This window comes from Pantoea sp. CTOTU49201 (assembly GCF_032054795.1).
Lineage (GTDB): Bacteria > Pseudomonadota > Gammaproteobacteria > Enterobacterales > Enterobacteriaceae > Pantoea > Pantoea symbiotica.
Genome location: NZ_DAMBSA010000364.1, coordinates 3,161 through 4,799 on the forward strand (window position 1 = coordinate 3,161; position 1,639 = coordinate 4,799).

The following is a 1,639-nucleotide window of genomic DNA, read 5'->3' on the forward strand; positions in this document are numbered from 1 at the left end:
GTCGTCTTTCTCGTATTTGGTGTACAGACGCTCGAACTCGTCCTGATCGGCGAAGAACGCATCGTACAGGCCTGGCACGTCAGACGGGCTGAACAGCGTAATGTCTTCACCTTTCAGCAGGCGGGTGTACATCAGTTTGTTGATCTGCACGCCGTAATCCATGTGACGCACGCGGTTGCCTTCAACACCACGGTTGTTTTTCAGCACCAGCAGGCTTTCAACTTCCAGATGCCACATTGGGTAGAACAGCGTCGCTGCGCCACCGCGTACGCCGCCCTGCGAGCAGGACTTCACGGCGGTCTGGAAATGTTTGTAGAACGGAATACAGCCAGTGTGGAAGGCTTCGCCACCGCGAATCGGGCTACCCAGCGCACGAATGCGGCCGGCGTTGATGCCGATACCGGCGCGCTGAGAAACGTATTTCACAATGGCGCTAGAAGTGGCATTGATGGAGTCGAGGCTGTCGCCGCACTCGATCAGTACGCAAGAGCTGAACTGACGCGTTGGGGTACGCACGCCGGACATGATTGGCGTTGGCAGCGAGATCTTGAAGGTTGAGATCGCATCGTAGAAGCGCTTCACGTAGTCCATACGGGTTTCGCGCGGGTAGCCAGAGAACAGGCACGCCGCCACCAGGATGTAGAGGAACTGGGCGCTTTCGTAGATTTCGCCGCTAACGCGGTTCTGCACCAGATATTTCCCTTCCAGCTGCTTAACCGCTGCGTAGGAGAAATTCATGTCGCGCCAATGGTCGATGAACTCGTCCATCTGCTCGAACTCTTCGGTGCTGTAATCTTCCAGCAGGTGACGGTCATATTTGCCCATCTCCACCATCTTCACCACCTGATCGTACAGCTTCGGCGGCTCAAACTGGCCGTACGCTTTTTTACGCAGGTGGAAGATAGCCAGACGCGCGGCCAGGTATTGGTAATCCGGCGCATCACGAGAGATCAGGTCTGCGGCAGCCTTGATGATGGTCTCATGAATATCAGAGGTTCTGATGCCATCGTAGAACTGAATGTGTGAGCGCAGTTCAACCTGTGAAACGGAAACGTTGTTCAGCCCTTCGGCTGCCCAATCCAGTACACGGTGAATTTTGTCGAGATCAATGCGCTCCTGGCGGCCATCGCGTTTAGTAACGAGCAGACTTTGGTTCATGTCGCGTTTTTACCTGTCCATGCATGAATGACGTATTTATCCCCCATCTATGCACAAGGTTTATGCACAAGCCGCTCGTTGTGAGTAAGCCTGTGGATAAACACTATATATAGGGGGTGCGGGAAGTTTGAACAACAATATGGTGAGTATTCTAGTCAGCAATCTCTTCTTAACAAGAGTTGATTTTCACTAAAAAATCGTCCTTAGCGGCTGGCTAAAATCCTGGATCCGCATGCCGCAAGGCCTGCACTTAGTGTCAACCGCTCAGCACTTTTTTTTCACTTTATGATCGGACGCGTGTTTCTTGCTCAACCACCGCGCTTCAGGAATTTTCTTAGATGAAAAAAGCCCCGACAAGGCCGCCAGCAGCGAACTTATCTAAAATTGCTTATGAATTTTTTGTGACTTGCTTAGCCTATAAAAAAGGCGGGTACGCGTCTAAAAGGAAATTGATCTGGATAAGAGGTCGCCATGAATGGCG

Annotated in this window: 1 protein-coding gene; it reads right to left on the reverse strand. The window is 52.0% G+C overall.

Annotated elements, in window-relative coordinates; genetic code table 11:
* The coding region (gene nrdA / locus RTY00_RS20025) for a class 1a ribonucleoside-diphosphate reductase subunit alpha (RefSeq protein WP_312665767.1) at positions 1–1,158 on the reverse strand (1,158 nt) is incomplete at its 3' end.
* Positions 1,159–1,639: the final 481 nt, after the last annotated feature.